At 51.6% G+C, this 19,267-nt stretch carries 21 protein-coding genes; 7 read left to right on the plus strand and 14 right to left on the minus strand.

Annotated elements, in window-relative coordinates; translation table 11 throughout:
• Positions 1 to 37: 37 nt before the first annotated feature.
• The 5 genes from KQJ18_RS12515 to sad all read right to left on the minus strand — a co-directional run bounded on the left by KQJ18_RS12515 (position 38) and on the right by sad (position 5,028).
• Complete coding sequence (locus KQJ18_RS12515; protein ID WP_069325035.1) at positions 38 to 1,489, minus strand: tagaturonate reductase; 1,452 nt, start codon at positions 1,487 to 1,489, stop codon at positions 38 to 40.
• 106 nt (positions 1,490 to 1,595) lie between these two features.
• Positions 1,596 to 2,123 carry a GNAT family N-acetyltransferase gene (locus KQJ18_RS12520; RefSeq protein ID WP_216422058.1) on the minus strand — a complete coding sequence of 176 codons (528 nt, stop codon included), beginning with the start codon at positions 2,121 to 2,123 and terminating at the stop codon, positions 1,596 to 1,598.
• 80 nt (positions 2,124 to 2,203) lie between these two features.
• On the minus strand, positions 2,204 to 2,563 hold the full coding sequence (locus tag KQJ18_RS12525) for a DUF4186 domain-containing protein (protein ID WP_038640562.1): 360 nt from the start codon (positions 2,561 to 2,563) through the stop codon (positions 2,204 to 2,206).
• Positions 2,563 to 3,489 carry a glutaminase B gene (gene glsB / locus KQJ18_RS12530; protein WP_038640560.1) on the minus strand — a complete coding sequence of 309 codons (927 nt, stop codon included), beginning with the start codon at positions 3,487 to 3,489 and terminating at the stop codon, positions 2,563 to 2,565. The genes KQJ18_RS12525 and glsB overlap by 1 nt, the downstream gene beginning before the upstream one ends.
• Positions 3,490 to 3,639: 150 nt before the next feature.
• Entirely contained in the window at positions 3,640 to 5,028 is a 1,389-nt protein-coding gene (gene sad / locus KQJ18_RS12535) for a succinate-semialdehyde dehydrogenase (protein WP_216422059.1), read from the minus strand.
• A 102-nt stretch (positions 5,029 to 5,130) separates the two neighbouring features.
• Between sad and KQJ18_RS12540 the strand changes: the two genes are divergently transcribed.
• The gene (locus KQJ18_RS12540; RefSeq protein WP_038640556.1) at positions 5,131 to 5,991 is read left to right on the plus strand and encodes a LysR family transcriptional regulator; all 861 of its coding nucleotides are present in this window, start codon (positions 5,131 to 5,133) and stop codon (positions 5,989 to 5,991) included.
• A gap of 94 nt (positions 5,992 to 6,085) precedes the next feature.
• Positions 6,086 to 7,282, plus strand: coding sequence for a sugar transporter (locus tag KQJ18_RS12545; RefSeq protein ID WP_085048233.1), 1,197 nt, complete (start codon positions 6,086 to 6,088; stop codon positions 7,280 to 7,282).
• A 37-nt stretch (positions 7,283 to 7,319) separates the two neighbouring features.
• On the opposite strand, the gene KQJ18_RS12550 is transcribed toward KQJ18_RS12545, so the two are convergent.
• A complete protein-coding gene (locus KQJ18_RS12550) occupies positions 7,320 to 7,985 on the minus strand; it encodes a MarC family NAAT transporter (protein WP_061381352.1) in 666 nt (221 codons plus the stop codon).
• A gap of 257 nt (positions 7,986 to 8,242) precedes the next feature.
• Here KQJ18_RS12550 and marR point away from each other — a divergent pair, with 257 nt between their 5' ends.
• From marR to marB, 3 genes are read left to right on the plus strand one after another with little or no spacing between them, the layout of a single operon-like run.
• Entirely contained in the window at positions 8,243 to 8,677 is a 435-nt protein-coding gene (gene marR / locus KQJ18_RS12555) for a multiple antibiotic resistance transcriptional regulator MarR (protein ID WP_042308445.1), read from the plus strand.
• 19 nt (positions 8,678 to 8,696) lie between these two features.
• Positions 8,697 to 9,080, plus strand: a complete 384-nt coding sequence (gene marA, locus KQJ18_RS12560; protein WP_003032424.1) for an MDR efflux pump AcrAB transcriptional activator MarA — start codon at positions 8,697 to 8,699, stop codon at positions 9,078 to 9,080.
• Between the two features lie 27 nt (positions 9,081 to 9,107).
• The gene (gene marB / locus KQJ18_RS12565; RefSeq protein ID WP_069325030.1) at positions 9,108 to 9,326 is read left to right on the plus strand and encodes a multiple antibiotic resistance protein MarB; all 219 of its coding nucleotides are present in this window, start codon (positions 9,108 to 9,110) and stop codon (positions 9,324 to 9,326) included.
• A 33-nt stretch (positions 9,327 to 9,359) separates the two neighbouring features.
• Here marB and eamA read toward each other — a convergent pair whose 3' ends face one another.
• Complete coding sequence (eamA, locus tag KQJ18_RS12570) at positions 9,360 to 10,259, minus strand: O-acetylserine/cysteine exporter (protein ID WP_085048235.1); 900 nt, start codon at positions 10,257 to 10,259, stop codon at positions 9,360 to 9,362.
• A 198-nt stretch (positions 10,260 to 10,457) separates the two neighbouring features.
• On the opposite strand from eamA, the gene ydeE reads away from it, so the two are divergent.
• Entirely contained in the window at positions 10,458 to 11,645 is a 1,188-nt protein-coding gene (gene ydeE / locus KQJ18_RS12575; RefSeq protein ID WP_204525113.1) for an efflux MFS transporter YdeE, read from the plus strand.
• A 40-nt stretch (positions 11,646 to 11,685) separates the two neighbouring features.
• Here ydeE and urtE read toward each other — a convergent pair whose 3' ends face one another.
• From urtE to urtA, 5 genes are read right to left on the minus strand one after another with little or no spacing between them, the layout of a single operon-like run.
• Positions 11,686 to 12,384: an urea ABC transporter ATP-binding subunit UrtE gene (gene urtE / locus KQJ18_RS12580; protein ID WP_121529040.1), complete on the minus strand. Its 699-nt coding sequence runs from the start codon at positions 12,382 to 12,384 to the stop codon at positions 11,686 to 11,688.
• A gap of 9 nt (positions 12,385 to 12,393) precedes the next feature.
• Positions 12,394 to 13,191 carry an urea ABC transporter ATP-binding protein UrtD gene (gene urtD / locus KQJ18_RS12585; protein WP_137347266.1) on the minus strand — a complete coding sequence of 266 codons (798 nt, stop codon included), beginning with the start codon at positions 13,189 to 13,191 and terminating at the stop codon, positions 12,394 to 12,396.
• Positions 13,191 to 14,264: an urea ABC transporter permease subunit UrtC gene (gene urtC / locus KQJ18_RS12590; RefSeq protein WP_006684597.1), complete on the minus strand. Its 1,074-nt coding sequence runs from the start codon at positions 14,262 to 14,264 to the stop codon at positions 13,191 to 13,193. The genes urtD and urtC overlap by 1 nt, the downstream gene beginning before the upstream one ends.
• Entirely contained in the window at positions 14,264 to 15,838 is a 1,575-nt protein-coding gene (urtB, locus tag KQJ18_RS12595) for an urea ABC transporter permease subunit UrtB (RefSeq protein WP_216422060.1), read from the minus strand. The genes urtC and urtB overlap by 1 nt, the downstream gene beginning before the upstream one ends.
• A 43-nt stretch (positions 15,839 to 15,881) precedes the next feature.
• Positions 15,882 to 17,153, minus strand: a complete 1,272-nt coding sequence (urtA, locus tag KQJ18_RS12600) for an urea ABC transporter substrate-binding protein (RefSeq protein WP_038640537.1) — start codon at positions 17,151 to 17,153, stop codon at positions 15,882 to 15,884.
• A 485-nt stretch (positions 17,154 to 17,638) separates the two neighbouring features.
• Between urtA and mgtS the strand changes: the two genes are divergently transcribed.
• Positions 17,639 to 17,734: a protein MgtS gene (gene mgtS, locus KQJ18_RS12605; RefSeq protein ID WP_003032406.1), complete on the plus strand. Its 96-nt coding sequence runs from the start codon at positions 17,639 to 17,641 to the stop codon at positions 17,732 to 17,734.
• 283 nt (positions 17,735 to 18,017) lie between these two features.
• Here the strand turns inward: mgtS and KQJ18_RS12610 are convergent, their stop codons facing one another.
• Together KQJ18_RS12610 and KQJ18_RS12615 are read right to left on the minus strand one after the other, a co-directional pair.
• Entirely contained in the window at positions 18,018 to 18,944 is a 927-nt protein-coding gene (locus KQJ18_RS12610; RefSeq protein WP_087856385.1) for a diguanylate cyclase, read from the minus strand.
• A gap of 166 nt (positions 18,945 to 19,110) precedes the next feature.
• Positions 19,111 to 19,267 (minus strand): M3 family metallopeptidase (locus KQJ18_RS12615; protein ID WP_216422061.1); only part of this gene is annotated, 157 nt, incomplete at its 5' end.

Consider the following 19,267-nt stretch of genomic DNA (forward strand, 5'->3'; position numbering starts at 1 on the left):
GATCTGTAAAAAACCCGGCCTGAGCCGGGTCTGCGTATTAGCACAGTGGTTTAACGGCTTCGCGCATGCCTTTTAGCAGAATGCTATCCAGATCGGCAGTAACCTGTTCTACCAGTCCGGAAACTTCTGTCAGATCCTGTTCCCAGTGTTCTGTAACGGCCAGCACAGCTTTAACCAGCTCTTCGGTACTTATCTGCCGGTCATGATGCTGGGACCATAGCTGTTGAAAACGCGTCATCCAGTGCGCATCATCCTGAACCGGGTAAGACTCACCGTTACGCTCACCACGGTAGAACGCAATCAACGCGGCAAGCGCAAAAGTCAGACGCGCAGGCAGTTTACCGCTGGCCTGTTGCCCTGCCAGCAGTTGCGGCAAGATGCGAGTGCGGAATTTAGTCATGCCGTTCAGGGCAATCGACAACAACTGATGTTTGATATACGGATTGCAGAATCTACCTGTCACCGCGCTGGCAAAAGACGCCAGCTCATCGCGTGGTAAATCCAGCACTGGAATAATTTCTTCATAGATCGCTTTTTCCACGAAGGCGCGAATCTCCGCGTCATTCATGGCCTCCCCCACGGTATCCAACCCAGCCTGCCAGGCAACGGGAACCAATGCGGTATGTGCGCCGTTGAGAATCGCCACTTTCCGTTCTTTATACGGTTTGATGTCATCAACAATCAGGACATTCAGCGGATATTTATCCAGACGCAACTCAGCGGCTAATGACTTCGGCCCCTGGATAACAAACAGATAGAAGTGTTCTGCGGTGTCCAGAAACGCATCGTGATAACCCAGTTCCGCTTCAAGCTTCGCGACTTCATCACGTGGATAGCCGGTGACAATACGGTCCACCAGCGTGGAGCAAAAGGCGTTGGCCTGATCCAGCCATTGGATAAATGCTTCCGGCAATGCCCACTCCTGGGCATAGCGCAGAACCAGTTCACGCAGCGCATCACCATTGTAATCAATCAGTTCACAAGGAATGATTATCCAGCCTTTATCCGACGCGCCATTAAAATGGCTGAAACGCTCGAACAGCAGTCGGGTCAGTTTGGCCGGATAACTCACCGCTGGCGCATCCTCAAACTTATCACCAGCATGATAGCTGATGCCGGCTTCGGTGGTATTGGAGAAAACAAAACGCATATCAGGGTTATGCGCCAGCTTCAGGAACTCATCGTACTCACTATAGACGCTGATCTCGCGGTTAACCGAACGAATTAAACGGGCGTCGCTCACGGCCTCGCCCTTCTCATTCAAACCACGAATGATGGTGGTATAAAGGCCGTCCTGTGTACTCAGTGATGGAGGGAAAGTACTTTCGATAGGTCGGACAATGACCACACCAGAGTTAAGATCGGTATGCTCATTCAGCAGATCGACTTGCCAGTCAACGAAGGCGCGCAGGAAGTTTCCTTCACCAAACTGAATAATGCGTTCAGGATACTGAGCACCGGGGAAATCGCGACGATTTAAAGTTTGCACAATGGGTTCCCTTTTTAATTAGTCATACAACCTGATTGAATTGGTCCAATAGGTTAGCAAACTTTAATACATTGAAACCCTGTTTTGATCAATCCCCAGCGACAAATTAGAGAGTTTTATAAAAAAGTGTGGTCCCGGTCAGCGTCCCGTCAGGCATTTTGGCATAGTCAGGTATCACTCCTGCTTTTTGCCACCCACACTTGTGGTAGAACAACTCCGCGCCACTGCCCGTCGCCGTATCAAGCACCAGCAGCGTTTTGCCCCTTTGACGCGCATAACTTTCCAGCTCGTTCATCAGTTCCCGGGCAATCCCGCTCCGCCGCGCAGAAGTATGAACCAGCAGCTTAGCGACATCGGCGCGATGAGGTTGGTTTTCAGGTTGATCGATAATGAGCTGGACGGTACCGACAAGCGTTCCCTGGGCATTTTGGGCGCCAAGAACGAGTCTTTCCCCACGGGCAACGCTTTGCGCGACGTTCATCCAGAAAGGCCGTGATTTCTCACGATTAAAAGGCAGCATAAAGCTGACGGAGGCGCCATCATTGACGCACTGTTCAAGGACATCGCTGAGCTCGTCGATTCTCGACAGAATCTGGGCCGCATTCAGCACGAAGCAGGGTTTGCAGGAAGCCATTTTTTCTCCTTAGATTGACCCCCTTAGCATGCTTTTAACAATTACATAACACAAGGGGTTGTATCATAGGATAATGTTATCTATGGCTTGTTCATTTGAATCACTAACCAGTGATAAATAACCGTGACAACGTAACGTTGCTGTTGTTCGTTAAGCGCCACACCCTGAGGAATGTCATGCCATTTTGCCAGACACCCCCGACAGCAGGTCGCCGTCGCGTGCTGCGCGATAAAAACCGGGTGACCACGCATTGGCGTCTGCTTCCCATCATTAGCGGGAAAAGCGGGAGCCAGCCGTTTGGCAATAAAATCGGCTGCATGTTGTTCAATAACCGGCGCGCCTTTATCCAGACAATACTGCCTTTCTTTCTGGCCGAGGCGAAACCGCGAGCGAAACGTCGATTTCGCCAGCCGGGCAAAAAGAGGATCGAGCGTATTCATCAGTAAACCGAACGCCCCATTTGTTGCGTTAGTTGCTCCAGCGCGGCGATACCCGCCAGTGAATTTCCCGCTGGGTCCAGTTCCGGACTCCAGACAGCAATCGCCATCTCGTGCGGAACGATGGCCACGATACCGCCACCCACACCAGATTTTGCCGGCAACCCAACCCGCCAGGCAAATTCCCCTGCGTTCTGATACATCCCACTGGTCGCCATCAGCGCGTTGATTTGTCGGGCCTGCATCGGCGTCACTACGGGCTCCTCAAGATGGAAGGCATGGCCCTGATTCGCCAAAAATACGAAGGTTCGCGCCAGTTCCACACAGCTCATTTTCAATGCGCAGTAGTGAAAATAGTTTTGCAACACAGTGGTCACGTCATGGTTAAAATTGCCGAACGATTTCATCAACCAGGCAATAGCCGCGTTACGTGCGGAATGCTCAAACTCTGATCGCGCCACCGTCGCATCGTAGGCGATATCCGGGACGCCGCTTAATGCCCGGACCACTTCCAGCATCCGTTGACGTGGTGCGCTCAGACGCCCTTGCAGCATGTCGCAAACCACCAGCGCCCCGGCGTTAATAAAGGGATTACGCGGGATACCCTGCTCCAGTTCCAACTGCACCAGGGAATTAAATGGATGACCGGACGGATCTTTGCCAACGCGTTGCCAGATCTCCTCTTCCTGATAGTGACGCATCGCCACGACCAGGCTTAATACCTTCGAAATCGACTGAATAGAAAAGCGCTCTTGTGCATCCCCTGCCTGATAGTGCTGCCCATCGACGGTACAGATGGCGATGCCCAGTTTTGATCCGTCGACAGAGGCTAACGCAGGAATATAATCAGCGACTTTACCCTGACCAATCAGCGGACGAACCTGCTGTACAATGGTCTCTAAAATTGAATTGTCCATGGCCCTGGCCACAACATGCTCCTTGCTCGCAGGTATGAAAGGCCTGCGAGTATAACAGAGCTGAATACGCTGCGTCAGACCATTAGATGTCAGCGGACGAAGAGTCAATGACAAAAATATGCGAGACCAGACAGGTGCCCCCCGACGGAGGCACCCGCACCTTCAGAGGCGGTTTTTCCAGACGGTCTGCACATTACAAAATTCATGCAGGCCAAAATGCGAAAGCTCGCGACCAAAACCACTTTTCTTCACGCCGCCAAACGCTACACGGGCATCGCTGGCGCTGTAACCATTGATGAATACGCCTCCACACTCCAGACGAGAGGCCATCTTCTGGGCCAGCGCGTCATCCGCAGTGAACACCGTGGCGGATAATCCAAAATCACTGTCATTCGCCAGCGCCAGAGCATGTTCCGCATTCCTGGCAACGGTGATCGCCGCAACCGGACCAAACAGCTCCTGACGGAAAGCCGTCATTTCTGGCGTTACGCCGTCCAGTACCGTCACGGCATAGTAATTGCCCTGACCTGCTATTTTTTCACCGCCAAGAAGTAACTTTGCCCCTTCGGCCAGGGACGCTTCAACCTGCTGATGAAGTTCATCACGCAGATCAAATCGCGCCATCGGTCCAAGGTCATTTTCTTCGTTTAACGGATCGCCCATTTTGAGCGCGCTCGCGGCCGCCACAAAACGGGCAGTAAATTCTTCTGCAATCCCTTCTTCGATAATAAAGCGTTTTGCTGCCGCACAAACCTGCCCGGTATTCTGATAACGTCCGGCGACTGCCGCTTTAACGGCCAGATCGAGATCGGCATCATTGAGGACAATAAACGGATCGGAACCACCCAGTTCAAGTACGCATTTTTTCAGCGCCGCACCCGCCTGTGCACCAATCGCCGCACCGGCGCGTACGCTCCCCGTTACCGTGACTGCCGCGATGCGCGGGTCGTTAATCATCTGACTGACGCCGGCGTTATCGGCATTGATCCAACCGTAAACACCGGCTGGTACGCCTGCATCAGCAAAAACCTGTGCAATAATCGCAGCACAGCCGGTTACGTTAGGCGCATGCTTTAACAAATAGCCATTTCCGGCCAGCAGAATCGGAATGGCGCCACGCAGCACCTGCCACAGCGGGAAATTCCACGGCATGATCGCCAGAATAGTTCCAAGCGGGCGATACTCAATCACCGCCTGGTTATTTTCCACCAGCGTGGGCTCCGGGTTCAGCATCGCGGGTCCATGTTCGGCGTACCAGTCACACAACGCGGCTGACTTGGCGACTTCACCCCGAGCCTGTTTGATGGGTTTACCCATTTCACGTGAAATACACTGCGCCATCTCTTCCGCGCGATTACGCAGGGCCTGGCCGATATGACGCAGCGTATGCGCGCGGTGCGCGACGGTAGTCTGTTTCCATTCACTGTAGCCACTTGCTGCAAGACTCAGTGCCTGAGCAATCTCTTCAGTGCTGGCCCACGGCATCGCCGTCAGTCTTTCACCGCTGGTAGGATCAACCGAAATAGCATGTGTTGCTGCTGTGATAGTCATAGATGCCTCTCTTTATCGCAGGGTATGGTTATATCATGAGCATATTTACTCTTTCTGAAAAATGAATAATATTAACCACACCATTCACGATTAGAGAATATTATGGATCTGACGCAACTGGAAATGTTCAATGCCGTCGCGGAGACCGGCAGCATTACGCAGGCCGCAGCGAAGGTGCACCGCGTGCCGTCCAATCTCACTACCCGTATACGCCAACTTGAGGCCGATCTTGGCGTCGATCTGTTTATTCGTGAAAACCAGCGCCTGCGGCTTTCCCCCTCCGGGCACAACTTTTTACGCTACAGTCAGCGGATCCTGGCGCTGGTTGAGGAAGCGAGAATGGTGGTCGCCGGGGATGAACCGCAGGGCTTGTTTTCGCTCGGATCGCTGGAAAGCACCGCCGCGGTGCGTATTCCTGCAACGCTGGCTGAATATAACCAACGGTACCCGAAAATTCAGTTTGCACTGGCGACAGGTCCCTCTGGCACCATGCTGGACGGCGTGCTCGACGGCACGCTGAACGCTGCCTTTGCCGATGGCCCTATTACCCACCCCGGACTTGAGGGTATTCCGGTCTATCGTGAAGAGATGATGATTGTCACCCCACACGGTCACCCTCCCATCCAGCGGGCCAGCGACGTCAACGGCTGCAGTATTTACGCGTTTCGCGCCAACTGTTCCTACCGCCGACATTTTGAAAGCTGGTTTCATGCTGATCGCGCCATGCCGGGTACCATTCATGAAATGGAGTCATACCATGGGATGCTGGCCTGCGTTATTGCCGGTGCGGGTATCGCGCTGATTCCACGTTCGATGCTGGAGAGTATGCCCGGACACCATCAGGTCAACGCCTGGCCATTGAGCGAAAACTGGCGCTGGCTGAATACGTGGCTGGTCTGGCGAAGGGGGGCGATGACGAGGCAACTGGAAGCCTTTATTGAGGTATTGAACCCGCAGCTGTAAAAATGAGATCCGCATCACGAAATGATTGTATTTTCACCAGCAAACGTTTTAAGATCGCGATCTTACCTTTTCGCAGCTAATCCACTGATTCACTATGACAACAGACACTGTTTCCCGCAAAGTGGCGTGGCTACGTGTAGTTACGCTCGCCATTGCCGGTTTTATTTTCAATACCACAGAGTTTGTCCCTGTCGGTTTGCTGTCCGACATTGCACAAAGTTTTAATATGCAGACCGCTCAGGTCGGGATCATGCTGACGATCTACGCCTGGGTTGTTGCCTTAATGTCGCTTCCCTTCATGCTGCTCACCAGCCAGGTGGAACGACGCAAGCTGCTGATCTGTCTGTTTGTCGTGTTCATCGCCAGCCATGTACTCTCTTTCCTGGCCTGGAATTTCACCGTGCTGGTGATTAGCCGCATTGGTATCGCCTTTGCGCACGCTATTTTCTGGTCCATTACTGCATCGCTGGCAATTCGTCTGGCCCCGGCAGGAAAACGCGCGCAGGCGCTTAGCCTGATTGCTACCGGCACCGCGCTGGCAATGGTGCTGGGTCTGCCTATCGGGCGTATCGTCGGTCAGTATTTTGGCTGGCGCACCACGTTCTTTGCCATCGGCATGGGGGCGTTAGTCACCCTGCTCTGCCTGATTAAGTTACTGCCTAAATTGCCCAGCGAACACTCCGGTTCACTTAAAAGTTTGCCGGTGTTATTCCACCGTCCGGCATTGATGAGTCTGTATGTGCTGACGGTGATTGTGGTCACCGCCCACTACACGGCTTATAGCTACATTGAACCGTTTGTACAGACCGTCGCCGGACTGAGTGCCAACTTTGCTACCGTGCTGCTACTGATTCTGGGCGGCGCGGGTATTATTGGTAGTGTGATATTTGGCAAACTGGGTAACCTTCATGCGTCCATGCTTATCAGTAGCGCCATTGCCCTGCTGACGCTGTGTCTGGTGCTGCTGCTACCAGCCGCTGACAGCGAAATGCACCTCGCCATCCTGAGTATTTTCTGGGGCATCGCGATTATGTTGATCGGCCTTGGCATGCAGGTAAAAGTGCTGGCGCTGGCCCCGGATGCCACCGATGTCGCAATGGCGCTGTTCTCCGGTATCTTTAATATCGGCATTGGCGCTGGCGCGCTGGTGGGAAATCAGGTGAGTTTGCACTGGTCGATGTCAACGATTGGTTATACAGGCGCAGTGCCTGCCGTTGTCGCGTTGGTATGGTCGGTGATTATCTTTCGTAAATGGCCAGTATCGCTCGAAGAGCGGCCTCAACATTCATAAAAAACGGGCCTGGTAAAACAATACCGGGCCCGTTTTTTTAAGCGTAAGTTTTAATAATTTCCAGCACGCCGTTAATAATAAACTGCACGCCCATACACACCAGCAGGAAGCCCATCAGACGCGAAATAGCTTCTATGCCGCCTTTGCCTACCAGGCGCATAATCCCACCAGAACTGCGTAAACACCCCCACAGGATAACGCCGACAACTGCAAAAATTATCGGCGGCGCAACCATAATTACCCAATCAGGAAATTCGGAGCCATGACGGACGGTTGACGCCGAGCTGATGATCATTGCTATCGTGCCCGGACCGGCGGTGCTTGGCATTGCCAGCGGTACAAATGCAATATTGGCAGTCGGTTCATCTTCCAGCTCCTCTGACTTGCTTTTCGCCTCAGGAGACTCATGCGCCTTTTGTTGTGGAAACAACATCCGAAAACCGATAAACGCAACGATTAACCCACCCGCAATTCGTAATCCGGGGATTGAAATCCCGAAGGTATTCATCACCAGTTGTCCGGCATAGTACGCCACCATCATGATGGCAAACACATACACAGACGCCATCAGAGACTGACGGTTACGCTCCGCGCTATTCATGTTACCAGCAAGGCCAAGGAACAACGCCACGGTGGTTAACGGGTTTGCCAACGGTAACAGGACTACCAGCCCCAGTCCTATTGCTTTAAACAAGTCCATCATAATGTCATCTTTCCTGTGCGTTAATCGTCAACGGCAAGTATAAGGTGAAACCCGAGAGATAAGCCATTTTCACGGTGTAAGGATTCATTTTTCACCTGCACCTATAAGCCATAATTATCAAACTGTTAAAATTATATACATCTGTTGATGAGCCTGCGGATTTAGCAAAACGTGGCATTTTCCGCCCCATTTATTTGACTTATATTTGCCTAAGCAATAATATCAGCCGTGACTAACTACTTGCCAGGGCAACCATTGTGAAAAGCACCAGTGATCTGTTTAACGAAATCATCCCACTGGGGCGTTTGATCTACATGGTTAATCAGAAAAAAGATCGTTTGCTAAACGACTATCTGTCACCGCTGGATATCACGGCATCACAGTTCAAAGTGCTCTGCTCCATCCGTTGCGCGGTGTGCATCACCCCTGTCGAATTGAAAAAAGTGCTGTCTGTCGATCTTGGCGCCCTGACGCGGATGCTGGACAGACTGGCCTGTAAAGGCTGGATAGAAAGGCTTCCGAATCCACACGATAAGCGTGGCGTGCTGGTGAAACTCACCGAGCATGGCGCAGCAATTTGCGAGCAGTGTCACCAATTAGTCGGGCAAGACCTGCACCAGGAACTAACAAAAAACTTAACGGCGGATGAAGTAGCCACGCTTGAGCATTTGCTTAAGAGAATTCTGCCGTAAACAGAAAAGAGGTATGACGATGTCCAGACGCAATACTGACACAATCACTATTCATAGCATTTTGGACTGGATCGAAAATAACCTTGAATCGCCGCTCTCGCTGGAAAAAGTGTCTGAGCGTTCAGGTTACTCCAAATGGCACCTGCAACGGATGTTTAAAAAAGAAACCGGTCATTCACTGGGTCAATACATCCGCAGCCGTAAAATGACTGAAATAGCGCAAAAATTAAAAGAAAGTAACGAGCCGATTCTTTACCTGGCGGAACGTTACGGCTTTGAGTCTCAGCAAACCCTGACCAGAACGTTCAAAAACTATTTTGATGTTCCGCCGCATAAATACCGTATGACCAATATGCACGGCGAGTCACGCTATTTGCTTCCGCTCAATCAGTGTAATTGCTAATCGCCAAACGACGTAACCGAGGAAATGATGAAAATTCTGTCTTATGCGATGCTGGCCCTGCTGTTGATTGTTTCGGGCCAGAGCATGGCGGAACAGACCGCGCAACCAGCCACCCAGAACAGCCGTGACGCGATGATTATGCCCCCTGCGCACGATCAGTCCCCGTTCGATTTTAATCATATGGGTGCCGGCAGCGATAAGTCCGACGAATTGGGTGTGCCTTATTACAATACGCGCAACCTGTAATTCGTTTTTGCCCCGTCACGGCGGGGCTTTTTATTACCCTCTCACCTGCGCTATCTTGCGCAAACGAAAGCCAAACACATTAATATACAGCCCAGCCATAATCAGCAGCGCACCCAGCAGTTGCAAACCCGTGAGCGTTTCATCCAGCAGCACGACCGCACTCGCCAGACCGACAACGGGCACTAACAGCGACAGCGGCGCTACCCGCCAGGTTTCATAACGTCCGAGCAAAGCCCCCCAGATGCCGTAACCCACTATGGTCGCCACAAACGCCAGATAAACCAGTGACAAAATGGTGGTCATATCTATCGCCACCAGACTCTGCACAATTTGTGTCGGACCATCAAGCAGTGCGGATGCCAAAAAGAACGGAATAATGGGAATTAAGGCGCTCCACACGACCAGCGACATCACCGCCGGACGCGCCGTATGCTGCATTATTTTTTTGTTAAAGATATTGCCGCAGGCCCAGCTTAGCGCTGCCGCCAGCGTCAGCATAAAACCGAGCATGCCGACATGCTGTCCGTTCAGACTGGCTTCAATCAGTACCAGTACGCCAAACACGGCCAGCGCAATTCCTACCAGCTGTTTCCCGTGCAAACGCTCGCCAAAAGCGAATGCCCCCAGGATGATGGTGAAAAATGCCTGAGCCTGTAATACCAGAGAAGCTAATCCGGCAGGCATACCGAATTTGATGGCGCTAAAGAGAAACGCGAACTGCCCAAAACTGATAGTCAGGCCATAACCAAGTAACAGCGAAAGCGGGATTTTCGGGCGGGCAATAAAGAATATTGCCGGAAACGCCACCAGTAAAAAACGCAATCCTGCCAGCATCAATGGCGGCATATTGTGCAGACCCACTTTAATGACGACAAAGTTCAGGCCCCAAACGACGACGACCAGCAACGCTAACAACCCGTCTTTACGTGACATACCACCGCCCTTGTAAATATTAAATTTTTGTAAACAAGTTAAGGTAACGGAAATCATTGTACCGGAACAGATCATTAATTCAGGTAGGCTGCTGAGGGCATTTTCCGACAACTTATTGGGTGTACATCACACTTTTACCATGCTATTTGTTTCTGATATCTAAAAAAAACATAACAACATGCATTATCGGGCAGGAAAATGAATATCTCTCTGAGACGGTCCACTCTCGCGTTACTTGCATCATCTTTGCTATTAACCATTGGGCGTGGCGCTACGCTGCCATTTATGACGATTTACCTCAGTCGGCAGTATAACCTGAGCGTCGATCTGATCGGTTATGCGATGACGGTCGCCCTGACTATTGGCGTCGTTTTCAGCCTTGGCTTTGGTATTCTGGCCGACAAGTTCGATAAAAAACGCTACATGCTGCTGGCTATCTGCGGTTTTGCCTCTGGTTTTATTGCGATCCCACTGGTGCATAACGTGGTGGTGGTGGTACTGCTCTTCGCCCTGATCAACTGCGCCTACTCCGTCTTCGCAACGGTGCTGAAAGCCTGGTTTGCCGATAATCTCTCTGCCACCAACAAAACGAAAATTTTCTCGCTTAACTATACCGTGCTGAACATCGGCTGGACCGTTGGCCCCCCGCTGGGCACGCTACTGGTGATGCAAAGTATTAACTTACCGTTCTGGCTGGCGGCCGCCTGCTCGGCTTTACCACTGGTGTTTATCCAGACGTGGGTAAAACGTTCCAATGCAGCATCAGAAAGTTCAAACGCCGCGGTTTGGTCACCCTCGGTGCTCCTGCGCGACAGAGCATTGTGTTGGTTCACGTTGTCGGCATTTCTGGCGTCATTTGTTGGCGGCGCATTTGCTTCCTGTATTTCGCAATACGTGATGGTGGTCGCCAACGGTGATTTTGCCGAAAAAGTGGTAGCGGTCGTTCTGCCCGTCAATGCCGCCATTGTGGTATCGCTGCAATATGCCCTCGGACGCAGGATCACTGCCGCTAACATTCGACCGCTGATGACAATAGGCACAATCTTCTTTGTGCTCGGTCTGGTTGGCTTCATGTTTTCCGGCAACAGCCTGTGGTTCTGGGGTATTTCGGCTGCCCTTTTCACGATCGGCGAGGTCATTTACGCCCCAGGCGAATACATGCTGATCGATAACATCGCCCCGGCTGGAATGAAAGCCAGCTATTTTTCCGCCCAGTCGCTGGGCTGGCTTGGCGCCGCGGTAAATCCATTGGTCAGTGGTGTTATTTTGACCACATTACCGCCGTGGTCGCTGTTTGTTGCACTGATCGTGGCGATTGTCCTTGCCTGGGCGTTAATGATAAAGGGTATGCGCGCCAAACCCTGGGATCAGACGGTAGTCTGCTGATTGTCATCGCGACAGAGCCAGAGTGGTTCTGTCGCGTATCTCAAATGGCCACCAGCCCTCGTACTCCCTCAGATTCCATATTCTCGCCGAAACCGCTTTGAATAATACTTCCGCGCGACATAAGCAGGTATTTGTCAGCCAGCTGCTGCGCAAAATCATAGAACTGTTCCACCAGCAAAATGGCCATATCGCCCCGGTGCGCCAGTTGAGAAATAACCTGACCAATCTCTTTAATTACTGACGGCTGGATCCCCTCGGTCGGCTCATCAAGGATCAACAACTGCGGGCGACTGGCCAGCGCCCGTCCAATAGCCAGTTGCTGCTGCTGTCCGCCGGACAAATCTCCGCCCCGTCGATACTTCATCTCCTGTAGCACTGGAAATAGCGCGTAAATATCATCCGGCACGCGCCGGGCGTCCTGTGCTGAAAAGCGGGAAAGGCCCAGCAACAGGTTCTCTTCCACTGTCAGCCGCGGAAAAATATCGCGGCCCTGCGGTACGTACGCCACACCAGCTCTGACCCGTTGATGTGGCTTCCAGTGCGTGACATTTTTTTCCTGCCAGAGCACGCTTCCACTGCGGGCAGGAATAAGTCCCATCAGGCATTTTAGTAGCGTTGTTTTTCCTACGCCGTTACGCCCCAGCAGACACGTCACTTCGCCGATACGCGCTTCAAAGCTCACGCCACGCAGAATATGGCTGCCGCCATAATATTGATTCAGTTCATTAACCTGTAGCATCAGCCCTCCTTACCGTCCAAGATAAACTTCAATAACCTGCTCATTGGCCTGCACATCGCGCAGGCTCCCTTCGGCCAGTACTCGCCCCTGATGCAGCACCGTGACATGGTCAGCAATCGTCTCGACAAATCCCATGTCATGCTCAACAACCATCAGCGAGTGCTTTCCGGCAAGCTGGCGAAACAGCTCCGCGGTGTATTCCGTCTCCGCATCGGTCATCCCTGCAGCCGGCTCATCAAGCAGTAGTAAATGCGGCTCCTGGACCAGCAGCATGCCGATCTCAAGAAACTGTTTTTGTCCGTGCGAAAGCAGCCCGGCACGGCGTTCGCGATCGTTGCCCAGACGTAACAGCGCCAGCATTTCATCAATGCGATCCCGTTGTTCACCCGAAAGGCGAGCCCGTAAAGAACCCCAAACTGATTTATCATTTTTCAGTGCCAGCTCCAGATTCTCCGCCACCGTTAGCGCTTCAAATACCGTGGGCTTCTGAAATTTTCGTCCAATCCCCTGGCGCGCAATGGCAATAGAATCAAACGTCATTAAATCAATAGACTGATCGTAAATCGCACGACCGCTTTGCGGCCTGGTTTTGCCGGTAATGACATCCATCAACGTCGTTTTTCCGGCGCCATTAGGACCAATAATGCAGCGCAGTTCCCCTACGCCAATATTGAGCGTGAGATCCGTTAGCGCCTGAAACCCATCAAAGTTCACGTTGATTTTTTCCAGCTGTAACACCGGGTCGGTTTGATTGCGAAATCTGTCCCCTGGCAACTGGCGGGTAAAAAGACCTTCATCTGGCTGCATTATTTGTCTCCTTTGCGAAACAGACCAATCACGCCACGGGGTAAAAACAGCGTAACGCCAATAAAAATCAGACCAAGAAACAGTTGCCAGTATTCGGGCATGATCACCGTAAACAGACTTTTAGCGCCGTTCACCAACACAGCGCCAAAAACCGGGCCAATCAGGGTTCCGCGACCGCCGAGGGCGACCCAAATCGCCGCTTCAATCGAGTTGGTCGGTGACATTTCGCTGGGGTTAATGATGCCCACCTGCGGAACATACAGCGCACCAGCCAGCCCGCACAATACAGCGGAAAGCGTCCACACCAGCAGCTTGAAACCTTTCGGATCATAGCCACAGAACATCAGCCGATTCTCGGCATCGCGCACGGCGGTCAGGATACGACCAAACTTACTGCGCGCCAGCGCCAGTCCCAGCCATAACGCCAGCACCAGTAGCATCACCGTCGCCAGAAACAGCGCGATACGGGTTGAGGTCGCGGTCACGGGGAACCCCAGAATAGTGGTAAATCCGGTGAAACCGTTATTTCCACCAAACCCGGTTTCGTTACGGAAAAACAGCAACATGCCTGCGAAAGTCAGGGCCTGAGTCATGATAGAGAAATAGACGCCCTTGATTTTTGAGCGAAAGGCAAACCAGCCAAACACCAGCGCCAGCAGGCCGGGCACCAGCACAACCAGCAGCATAGCCCAGATAAAATGTTGCGTTCCCCACCAAAACCAGGGCAGTTCGGTCCACGACAGAAACGACATAAAAGCCGGTAGTCCTTCGCCGGAGGCCTGACGCATCAGGTACATCCCCATCGCATATCCCCCCAGCGCAAAGAAAATGCCATGACCCAGTGAAAGCATTCCGGCATAGCCCCACACCAGATCCAGTGCCACCGCCACAATGGCATAACACAGGATTTTCCCGGCCAGCGTCAGCGTCCAGACGGAGATTGCCAGCGGATGATCCGCGGGGAGTAGCGCCAGAAATGGCAGAATAATGAGCGCCAGCAGCAAAAACAGTCCCAGGATGCGCGTCACGCGCGGCGCTTTTCGTGCCAGCGTTAATGTCATTGGCATAGTCATTAGTCAATAACCCTCCCTTTCAATGCGAAAAGTCCCTGAGGTCGTTTCTGGATAAACAGAATGATCAGCACGAGGATCATAATTTTGCCGAGAACAGCCCCCACCTGAGGCTCAAGAATTTTATTGAAGATCCCGAGACCAAACGCCGCTGCCACACTCCCGGCGAGTTGTCCAACGCCGCCAAGCACCACCACCAGAAACGAATCAATAATGTAACTTTGCCCCAGCTCCGGCCCCACGTTACCCAGCTGCGACAGCGCCACGCCACCCAGCCCGGCAATCCCTGAACCCAGTCCAAAGGCCAGCATATCGACTCGCCCGGTAGGCACGCCGCAGCAGGCCGCCATATTGCGGTTTTGCGTCACCGCGCGCACACGCAGCCCCAGACGGGTTTTATTCAACAATAGCCAGGTGAAGAACAGCACCAGCATGGCAAAGCCAAGCACCACAATTCGGTTCCACGGCAAAATCAGATTGGCATAGACCTGAATTCCCCCGGAAAGCCATGTCGGATTGGCGACTTCGAGGTTCTGCGCGCCAAAGGTCATTCGCACCAACTGGATTAGCATCAGACTGATCCCCCATGTCGCCAGCAGTGTTTCAAGCGGACGGCCATATAAATGGCGGATCACGCCGCGCTCCAGCAACATTCCTACTGCCGCGGTAAGTAAAAAGGCGACCGGAAGCGCAATGACCGGATACCAGGCTAACCATTGCGGGAGAAACTGCCCCATCAACTGTTGCACCATCCAGGTACAGTAAGCGCCGAGCATTAACATCTCGCCATGCGCCATATTGATGACGCCGAGTAACCCGTAAGTAATCGCCAGACCCAGTGCCGCCAGTAGCAAAATCGAGCCCAGAGACAGTCCCATAAAGGCCTGTCCAAGAAGCTCGCCAACCTTCATGCGGTGTGCGATGGAATTCAGACTTTCGTCGGCGGCAGCGCGAACGCGGGCATCAGGTTCATGCTCTGCACGGGTGAAAGGTTGTAATTTCGCCTGGGTTTCAGGGTCGTTTGACGCCCCCAACAGTTCAATTGCCTGCCGCCTGACCTCTGGTGATGCACTGGTCAGTTGCAGGTTAGCCAGCGCAATAACCAGTGCAGATTTCACGTCAGCATCCGATTCCTGCGCCAGTCGTTGCTGTAAAAATGGCAGCATGCCAGGCATCGCCTCACGCTGTAATATGCGTGCGGCATCAGCCCTAACCGTGACACTGTCACTTAAAAGTTGATGCGCAGCCAGCGTTCCGGCGACAAGATTGCGCAGTCGGTTAGTCAGACGGACTTTTTTTAGCTCGCCGTCAGGACCTGTCGCCGTCCCCAGCGGTTGTGCTCGCGCCCCGTCCATGACAAACGCATGTTTCGCATTATCGGTCAGCAGGTTTTCATCTCGCAGCGCCTTAAGCACGGGTAAACGCTGAAGGTCGGGATTCATCGCCCATTGTTCAAGCAAGGTGGCTTGCTGCGCCCGGTTGGCAGCGGTAAAAGTATCGGCATCTGATGCCTGCGCTATCCACGGCAAAAACCACGTCAGCAACATCACACCACGAATAAAGCGCATGACTTTCATGAGCATTCTCCTAAGCGTTGCCCTCCCGTAGGAGGGCATAAGATCAGTTGCTGGCGGTTTTTACGGGTTGTTCAGATTTTTTATCATTGCCGGCGATATACGGGCTCCACGGCTGGGCGCGAACCGGCTCATCGGTTTGCCACACCACGTTAAACTGACCATTACTTTCAATCTCGCCAATCATGACGGGTTTGTGCAGATGATGGTTGGTGGCATCCATCGTGAGGGTAAAGCCAGATGGCGCGGCGAATGATTGCCCTGCCATTGCAGCACGGACTTTATCCACATCGGTAGTTCCGGCTTTTTCTACTGCCTGTGCCCACATATGCAGACCAACCCAGGTGGCTTCCATTGGGTCGTTTGTCACAACCGAATCCGCATTCGGTAATTTGTGCGCTTTGGCATACGCCCGGTAATCCGCAACAAACTTCTTGTTAGCCGCATTATCCACGGACTCAAAGTAGTTCCAGGCGGCAAGGTTACCTACCAATGGTTTCGTATCAATACCGCGCAATTCTTCCTCACCTACGGAGAAGGCCACCACCGGAACATCGGTGGCTTTCAGCCCCTGGTTCGCTAACTCTTTATAGAATGGAACATTAGAATCACCATTGATGGTTGAGACCACCGCCGTTTTTCCCCCTGCGGCGAATTTTTTAATGCTGGCGACAATGGTCTGATAATCACTGTGTCCAAACGGGGTATACACCTCTTCGATGTCTTTATCGGCAACGCCTTTCGAATGCAAAAAGGCACGGAGAATTTTATTAGTCGTGCGCGGATAAACATAATCAGTCCCCAGCAGGAAGAAGCGTTTCGCACTGCCGCCGTCCTCACTCATCAGATACTCAACAGCCGGGATCGCCTGCTGATTAGGCGCCGCGCCGGTATAAAAGACGTTAGGCGACATTTCCTCGCCTTCATACTGCACCGGATAAAACAGCAAACCATTTAATTCCTCGAATACCGGTAACACCGATTTACGCGAAACCGATGTCCAGCACCCGAACACCGCCGCTACTTTGTCCTGACTCAGCAACTGTCGAGCTTTTTCAGCAAATAAAGGCCAGTTCGAGGCTGGATCAACCACCACCGGCTCCAGCTTTTTGCCCAACACGCCGCCCTGCGCATTGATTTCGTCAATAGTCATCAACGCCACATCTTTCAACGGCGTTTCGGAAATCGCCATCGTTCCGGATAACGAATGCATGATGCCCACTTTAATAGTGTCAGCCGCCTGGACGCTAAAACTCATGCCCATTGCCATAACGGAGGCCGATAACGCAAAAGCTTTTAAAATTGTACGACGCTGCATAGTTTCACTCCTGAAATTAGATTCGCTGAAAGCTCCGGTGCAGCCGGGCAGACAAAACGGTGCAAATTAAGGGGATTCAGAAGTGATAAGGCAAAAACGATGCCAGATATTAAAACACCATATAAAATCAAAGCATTAGAGTAGTACAGTTCAGTGGCTGGATGAAAATATTTCGCCAGTAAGGCGGATCGCCAGGAAAATTGAACCACCATGAGACAGCGTTGCATTATAACCGTGCAACAATTTGCATGGGGGTCGTATAACAATGACTTTGCACTCAGCATAAAATCGTGGTTAATTTGCCGAGGATAAGCGCGCCTTGTCACTATTATTTATTTTCCCCGACAAAATCGCGTCAATTTTTTACATTTCAGACGAAATAATCATACAGTTCAGCCTTTGTTTAAGTTGCAATTGCTACTATAGTCATAAGCGAGGTGAACTTAAGGTAAGAGAGGAAACTCACAGATAAAGGAGCATTTACTATGCTGGGTAATATGAATATTTTTATGGCTGTTCTGGGAATTATTTTATTTTCCGGTTTTCTGGCCGCGTATTTTAGCCACAGATGGGATGATTGATGAACGACGATAGTCCTGCACCGAACCGGCCCCTTGTAGCGTCACTGCACAAGGGGCCATTTTTTTACCTGAATCGCCTTTCCTGCACCTTTTCCCTGGCCATCAATAAAAAAAACCGCCGGATAAACCAGCGGTAAATGCTTGCATGGATAGATTTGTGTTTTGCTTTATACGCTATCTGGCAATTCCCTGCGAAGATAACGGATATCTGGCTAACCTATCATCGGCAACCCCAATGAAAGCTAAACGAAACGTAACTAACGCAAAACAGCTTAGGTGAATCTCACGCGCTGAGGTGGAACGAAAGTCCATCACTGGCGTTAACCAGGGTGATCTGCTCGCGTTCATCCATAAACATACAGCGATTTCTGCCGCTCTGTTTTCCCTGGTACATCGCTCTGTCAGCCCGTCCAAGAGCGGTATCTAATTTCTCATCCCGCTGAGCTCTGGTGATACCGCCCGTTACGGTGATAGCGATCTCTCCATCTGCGTAAGGGATTTTTTGCTGGCCAACAAGCTGACACAATCGCAACCCAGCCTGGCGGGCCTGCTCATCAGTTTTCGTTCGGATGATGATAATGAACTCTTCGCCACCGTAGCGGTAAGCTTGTTCATCATATCGCGTCCATGCCAGAAAATTTGCTGCCAGAGCGCGTAATACTACGTCCCCCACAAGATGGCCATACGTATCATTAACGTGTTTAAAACGGTCGATATCCAGCAGCAATATATAAAGGTTAAGCGGTTCGGCATCGATTAACTGTTGGTCAAAAGACTCATCGAGCATTCTTCTGCCCGGTAAGCCTGTTAATATGTCGATATTGCTCCGGATACTCAGCAAATATATTTTATAGTCCATTACAGCAGACGTAAATGCCAGTAACGCGTCCTCGAATTTGGTGAAATGCCATGGATAACTCCGTTTCTCCAGTATTGCCAATAGCAAATCCTTGCCTGATAAATGCATTTTTTCATGAACAGTATTTATCTTATTCACATAGCTACAATCATCTTCATTGCGCAGCGATTGATTATTAAGCCACTGTCCAAATTGGCAAACAAAATGCGCGTTGTCACCCATGATATCTGGTTGCGTAGCATTCGAGGTTACTGCGCAACGGAACATATTCACCAGCCATTTATAGTGGGCATCAATTGACTTGTTCAACTCGATCAAAATTGCATCTATTTCCATCGTATTTCTCATCATCACGATCTTCCTCCCTGTTCGAACGTTTCTGATGCAATCATCTTAACGATAAAAAAGAAAATTTATGTAATTTTTTATTTGAGAATAAATCTTATCAGGTGCAATAATGAACAGTAAGATAAGACCGGGCATCACGCCCGGCTCAATTTTTTTTACTGACAGTGCCTTACGCGCTCAAACCACGATGTTCCAGCATCGGCTCCATACGGGGATCGCGCCCGCTCCACTGGCGATAAAGTTCAGCCAAATCAGTACTGTTCCCGCGGGACAAAATCGCTTCGCGGAATTTCTGCCCGTTTTCGCGGGTTAATCCACCCTGATCT

Origin of the sequence: Citrobacter sp. S55_ASV_140 (assembly GCF_018919505.1) — a bacterium.
GTDB classification, from domain to species: domain Bacteria; phylum Pseudomonadota; class Gammaproteobacteria; order Enterobacterales; family Enterobacteriaceae; genus Citrobacter; species Citrobacter werkmanii.